Here is a 6,153-nt window from a genome sequence, read left to right on the forward strand (position 1 = left end):
GAGGGAGCCGTTCCCGTCGCCTCACCCGCCGTACGTCAGCTCAGCCGCCGCGCCCCGGCCGCGGGCACCGCCTCGAAGACGCGCGGTGCCGTGAACCCGGCGGAGGCGAAGGCCTCTTCGACAGCCTTGGTGATGGTCTCGACGTCCGCCGCCTCGGCCAGCACGATCGCCGAACCGCCGAAGCCGCCGCCCGTCATGCGGGCGCCCAGGGCACCGCTCGCCAGGGCGGTGTCCACGACCAGGTCCAACTCCGGGCAGGAGATGCGGAAGTCGTCGCGCAGGGAGGCGTGACCCTGCGTCAGGACCGGGCCGATCGAACGCGTCTCGCCCGACTCCAGCAGCGACACCACCCGCTCCACTCGCTCGTCCTCGGTGACGATGTGGCGCACCAGACGGCGGACCTCCTCCTCGTCGCCGAGGCGCTCCAGCGCCGCGTCCAGGTCGTCGTACGCGATGTCCCTGAGCGCGTCCACGCCCAGCAGCGCGGCGCCCTTCTCGCAGCCCGCGCGCCGCTTGCCGTACTCGCCCTCGCTGTGGGAGTGCTTGACCTGGGTGTCGACGACCAGCAGGCGCAGCCCCAAGGCGGCCAGGTCGAAGGGGATCTGCTTCTGCGAGAGGTCCCGGGTGTCCAGGAACAGCGCGTGGCCGGCCTCGCAGCACGCGGACGCCGTCTGGTCCATGATCCCGACCGGGGCGCCGACGTACACGTTCTCGGCACGCTGGCACAGGCGGGCCAGCTGCCAGCCCTTGAGGCCCAGGTCGTAGAGGTCGTTCAGGGCGAGCGCGACCACGACCTCCAGCGCCGCCGACGACGACAGGCCCGCGCCCGCCGGGACCGTCGACGCCAGGTGGATGTCGGCGCCGGTCACCGCGTGGCCGGCCTGGTGCAGGGCCCAGACCACGCCCGACGGGTACGCCGTCCAGGCCCTGTCCGACTCGGGTGCCAGGTCGTCGACGCGCAGTTCGACCACCCCGCCCTCGATGTCCGACGAGTGCAGGCGCAGCACGCCGTCGGTGCGCCGTGAGACCGCCGCGACCGCGGTGTGCGGCAGCGCGAACGGCATGACGAAACCGTCGTTGTAGTCGGTGTGCTCGCCGATCAGGTTGACCCGGCCCGGCGCGGCCCACACCCCTTCCGGCTCCGCCCCGTACAGCTCCCTGAACCGCTCGGCGACCGCGGCTGACGTGTCGACGCTCATCCCCTGACCCTGACCTTCCCTGCTGAACCGGCCGGAGCGGCCGGTGAGTTGACCGGCCGAACAGCCGTGGAACCTACGGCCGTTCGTACCGGCCGTAAAACTTAGCCTGCGCGCCGCTGCGCGAACTCCCACGCGTCCGCGACGATCCCCGCGAGGTCCGCGCGGGACGGGTTCCAGCCGAGCCGCTCGCGGGCGGTGCCGGCCGAGGCGACCAGGACCGCCGGGTCGCCGCCGCGGCGCGGGGCCACGACCTCGGGGATCGGATGCCCGGTGACCTGCCGGACGGTCTCGATGACCTCGCGGACGGAGAAGCCGTTGCCGTTGCCGAGGTTGCAGATGAGGTGCTCGCCCGGCCGGGCGGCCTTCAGCGCCAGCAGATGGGCCTCGGCGAGGTCGGCGACGTGGATGTAGTCGCGCACACAGGTGCCGTCCGGCGTCGGGTAGTCGTCGCCGTAGACGGAGATCGCGTCACGCCTGCCCTGGGCGACCTGGAGGACGAGCGGGATGAGGTGCGACTCGGGGTCGTGGCGCTCGCCGTACTCGCCGTAGGCGCCCGCGACGTTGAAGTACCGCAGGGAGACCGCGCCCAGGCCGTGGGCCGCCGCCTCACCGCTGATCATGTGGTCGACGGCGAGCTTGGAGGCGCCGTACGGGTTGGTCGGGGACGTCGGCGCCGACTCGACGATCGGCACCTCCTTCGGCTCGCCGTAGGTGGCGGCCGTGGAGGAGAAGACGAGCTTGCGCACGCGCGCCTCACGCATGGCGCCGAGCAGGGCCATGGTGCCGCCGACGTTGTTGTCCCAGTACTTCTCCGGCTTCACCACCGACTCGCCGACCTGCGAGGACGCCGCGAAGTGCAGGACGGAGTCGAAGGAGGGGTCCAGCCACTTGGCGGCGTCGCGGATGTCGCCCTCGATGAAGGAAGCCCCGGCCGGCACGCCCTCGCGGAAGCCGGTGGAGAGGTTGTCGAGGACGACGACCTCGTCACCCGCCTCCAGCAGATGCTGCGCGACCACGCTGCCCACATAGCCGGCGCCACCGGTGACCAGGTACTTCCCACTCATGAACTCGCTACCTCTCGCAGTCGCTCGGCCGCGGCCTCCGGCCGGATGTCGTTGATGAACACGCTCATGCCGGATTCGGAACCCGCGAGGAACTTCAGCTTGCCGGAAGTGCGGCGGATGGTGAAAAGCTCGAGGTGAAGCGCGAAGTCCTCACGCACGACGCCCTCGAAGTCCTCCAGCTGCCCGAACGGCGCCTGGTGCCAGGCGGCGATGTACGGCGTCGGAGGCTCGTCGGTGCCGAAGATCCGGTCGAAGCGCCTCAACAGTTCCAGATACACCTTGGGGAACTCTGTGCGCGCCTCCTCGTCCAGCGCGAGCAGATCGGGCACGCGGCGCTTCGGGTACAGGTGGACCTCGTACGGCCAGTGCGCGGCGTACGGCACGAAGGCCACCCAGTGTTCACCCTCGAGGACGACCCGCTCGCCGGCGAGTTCACGCTCCAGGACGTGGTCGAAGAGGTTCTCCCCGCCGGTCGCGTCCTTGTGCTCCGCGACGGAGCGCAGCATCAGGGCGGTGCGGGGGGTGGTGAAGGGGTAGGCGTAGATCTGCCCGTGCGGGTGCTGCAGCGTCACACCGATCTCGGCGCCGCGGTTCTCGAAGCAGAAGACCTGCTCGACGGAGGGCAGTGATGACAGCTCGGAGGTCCGGTCGGTCCAGGCGTCGAGGACGAGCCGCGCCTGCTCCTCGTCCAGGTCGGCGAAGGACGCGGTGTGGTCGGAGGTGAAACAGACGACCTCGCAGCGCCCGGAGTCGCCGGCCAGCGAGGGGAAGCGGTTCTCGAAGACGACGACGTCGTACGACGAGTCCGGGATCTCGCTCAGGCGGTCGCCCTCCGAGGGGCACAGCGGGCACTCGTCGGCCGGCGGGTGGTACGTGCGCCCCTGCCGGTGCGAGGCGATGGCGACGGCGTCGCCGAGCAGCACGTCGTGACGGACCTCGGCGGTCGTGACGGTCCGGTCGAGGGGACGGCGGTCGACCGCGTCCCGCACCGTGTCGTCGCGCAGGTCGTAGTAGATGAGCTCACGACCGTCGGCCAGCTGGGTCGAGGTCTTCTTCACGGCGGACTCCATTCGAGCCACTCAGGACTTCCGAGACTTCACCGAGTCTCCATCAAACAGAACTAAACACAGGGAAACACGACTCACCACGCAAGTCAACATCACAATCAAACAAAGAGCTTCACCCGACGTGTTCAATTGCTGAACGCGGGGGCGTAGGTTCCGCTCTGTATCGGTTCGCGAAACGAAGCGAGTACATATGCAAACCCCCACAATTTCCCCCACCCGCACCCCCACCCACACCCCCATCCACGCCCCCACCTACCTCGCCGCCGAGCTACGGCTCCCCACGAACTGGCTCGACTACACGATCCTCGGCATCTACTTCGTCGTCGTGCTGGGCATCGGTTTCGCCGCCCGCCGCTCGGTGAAGACCAGCCTCGACTTCTTCCTCTCGGGCCGCTCACTGCCCGCCTGGGTCACGGGCCTCGCCTTCATCTCCGCCAACCTGGCCGCCACCGAGATCCTCGGCATGGCCGCGAACAGCGCGCAGTACGGCGCCTACACCGTCCACTGGTACTGGATCGGCGCCATCCCGGCGATGGTCTTCCTGGGCCTGGTGATGATGCCGTTCTACTACGGCAGCAAGGTCCGCTCGGTCCCGGAGTTCCTGCTCCTGCGCTTCGACAAGTGGGCGCACCTGCTCAGCTCGGTCCTGTTCGCCTTCGCGGCCATCCTCATCGCCGGCGTGAACCTGTACGCCCTGGCGATCGTGGTCGAGGCCCTGCTGGGCTGGCCGCAGTGGGTGGCGATCGTGGTCGCGGGCTTCTTCGTCCTCGCCTACATCACCCTGGGCGGCCTGTCCTCGGCGATCTACAACGAAGTGCTCCAGTTCTTCGTGATCCTGGCGGCCCTCATCCCCATCACGGTGCTCTCCCTGAAGAAGGTGGGCGGCTGGGACGGCCTGTCCGACTCCCTGACGAAGTCCCACGGCGACGACTTCGTCACGGCGTGGGGCGGGACGGGCATCGGTGAGGCGAACCCGCTGGGCGCGAACTGGCTGACGATCGTGCTCGGCCTCGGCTTCGTGCTCTCCTTCGGCTACTGGACGACGAACTTCGCCGAGGTGCAGCGCGCGCTGTCCGCGAAGAACCTGTCGGCGGCCCAGCGAACCCCGCTGATCGCCGCCTTCCCGAAGATCTTCATCGTCTTCCTGGTGATGATCCCGGGCCTGGTGGCCGCCGTCCTGGTCCCCAAGATCGGGACATCGGGCTCGGACCTCCAGTACAACGACGCGATCCCCTACCTCATGGAACAGCTCCTGCCGAACGGCGTGCTGGGCATCGCGGTGACCGGTCTGCTCGCCGCCTTCATGGCGGGCATGGCGGCGAACGTCTCGTCCTTCAACACGGTCTTCACGAACGACATCTGGCGCCGGTACGTGATCAAGGACCGCGAGGACACCTACTACGTCCGCTTCGGCCGCCTGATCACCGCGATCGGCGTCCTGGCCTCCATCGGCACGGCCTTCCTCGCCTCGTCCTTCTCCAACATCATGAGCTACCTCCAGACCCTGTTCTCCTTCTTCAACGTGCCGATGTTCGTGGTCTTCATCGTCGGCATGTTCTGGAAGCGGGCGTCGATGAAGTCGGGCTTCTGGGGGCTGCTCGCAGGCACGACCGCGGCCATGGTCAACTACTTCGTCTTCTACAAGCAGGACGTCATCTCGATCCCCTCCGACCAGGGCGCGAACTTCGTGTCGGCGATCGCGGGCTTCGTGGCCGGTGCGGTCGTCATGGTGGCCGTGTCCCTCTTCACCGCGCCCAAGCCGGCGGAGGAACTCCAGGGGCTGGTCTACGGCACGCGTTCGCCCGGCATGGCCGAGCCGCCGGCGCCGGGGGACGAGGCCTGGTACCGGAGGCCGGCGCTGCTGGGGTGGGGTGCGGTGGTGCTGGCGGCCGTCTGCTACATCCCGTTCTCCTTCTGACGACCGGAGGTTGAGAGACCATGACCGAGCACTCCGACCACCACCCCGAGCACTCCGAGTACTCCGAGAGGGACGTCCAGCGGGAAGTCACGGAACTGGAGGGGAAGTCCGCGACAGCGGCCCGCCTCTTCGACATCCGGCGCATCATCGGGGGCCTCTTCGTGATCTACGGCGTCATCGTCACGATCACCGGCCTGACGGACTCCGACGCCGCGATCGACAAGGCCGAGGGCGTCAACATCAACCTGTGGACCGGGCTGGGGATGCTGCTGCTCGGCCTGTTCTTCCTGACGTGGCTGAAGCTGCGGCCGACGGCGCCGCCGCCACCGGATGCCGTGCCGGCCGATGAACCCAGGGAGTAACCCGGCGGGGGCGACCCGGAAGGGTTCTCGCCCCCGCCGCCCCTACCCGTCCCATCCCCCAGGGGCTCCGCCCCTTCGACCCCGCCAGGGGGCTCCGCCCCCTGGACCCCCGTCGGCCCCGAAAGGGCCTCGTCCTCAAACGCCGGACGGGCTTAACCACCCGGACCGGCGTCGACAAGCGGAGCCCCCTACGGGTGGGCGGGGGATCGGGACGGCTCCACCCATCCTCGAACGCCGGACGGGCTGGATGGCGCGGACCCGGTGTTCGAGAAGCGGGGCGTACCCCCACGGGCCCGCAGTCGCCCACGGCGGGAAGGGGACGTGCCGGGGGGTGTCCGCCCGCAGCGGCGGGCGTCAAAAGAGAGCACCTCTCTGCCCAACAGCAACCGCCCGACCGAGGACGGACACCCCCCGGCGCGGGCCCCCCCCCCCCCCCCCCCCCCCCCCCGCCCCCCCCCCCCCCCCCCCCCCCCCCCCCCCCCCCCCCCCCCCCCCCCCCCCCCCCCCCCCCCCCCCCCCCCCCCCCCCCCCCCCCCCCCCCCC

At 69.9% G+C, this 6,153-nt stretch carries 5 protein-coding genes; 2 read left to right on the forward strand and 3 right to left on the reverse strand.

Annotated elements, in window-relative coordinates:
• Positions 1–35 precede the first annotated feature (35 nt).
• The 3 genes from galK to galT all read right to left on the reverse strand — a co-directional run bounded on the left by galK (position 36) and on the right by galT (position 3,321).
• The gene (gene galK / locus ACIBU0_RS40750) at positions 36–1,199 is read right to left on the reverse strand and encodes a galactokinase (RefSeq protein ID WP_398828974.1); all 1,164 of its coding nucleotides are present in this window, start codon (positions 1,197–1,199) and stop codon (positions 36–38) included.
• A 101-nt stretch (positions 1,200–1,300) separates the two neighbouring features.
• A complete protein-coding gene (galE, locus tag ACIBU0_RS40755; RefSeq protein ID WP_398828976.1) occupies positions 1,301–2,263 on the reverse strand; it encodes a UDP-glucose 4-epimerase GalE in 963 nt (320 codons plus the stop codon).
• Positions 2,260–3,321, reverse strand: a complete 1,062-nt coding sequence (gene galT / locus ACIBU0_RS40760; protein ID WP_398828978.1) for a galactose-1-phosphate uridylyltransferase — start codon at positions 3,319–3,321, stop codon at positions 2,260–2,262. Before galT ends, galE begins: the two co-directional genes overlap by 4 nt.
• 199 nt (positions 3,322–3,520) lie before the next feature.
• Here galT and ACIBU0_RS40765 point away from each other — a divergent pair, with 199 nt between their 5' ends.
• Positions 3,521–5,248 (forward strand): sodium:solute symporter family protein, encoded by a 1,728-nt coding sequence (locus tag ACIBU0_RS40765; protein WP_398828980.1) that lies wholly within the window; start codon positions 3,521–3,523, stop codon positions 5,246–5,248.
• A gap of 20 nt (positions 5,249–5,268) precedes the next feature.
• A complete protein-coding gene (locus ACIBU0_RS40770) occupies positions 5,269–5,610 on the forward strand; it encodes a hypothetical protein (protein WP_398828982.1) in 342 nt (113 codons plus the stop codon).
• Positions 5,611–6,153 lie beyond the last annotated feature (543 nt).

Source organism: Streptomyces sp. NPDC049627 (assembly GCF_044465645.1).
In the GTDB taxonomy this organism is placed as follows: Bacteria; Actinomycetota; Actinomycetes; order Streptomycetales; family Streptomycetaceae; genus Streptomyces.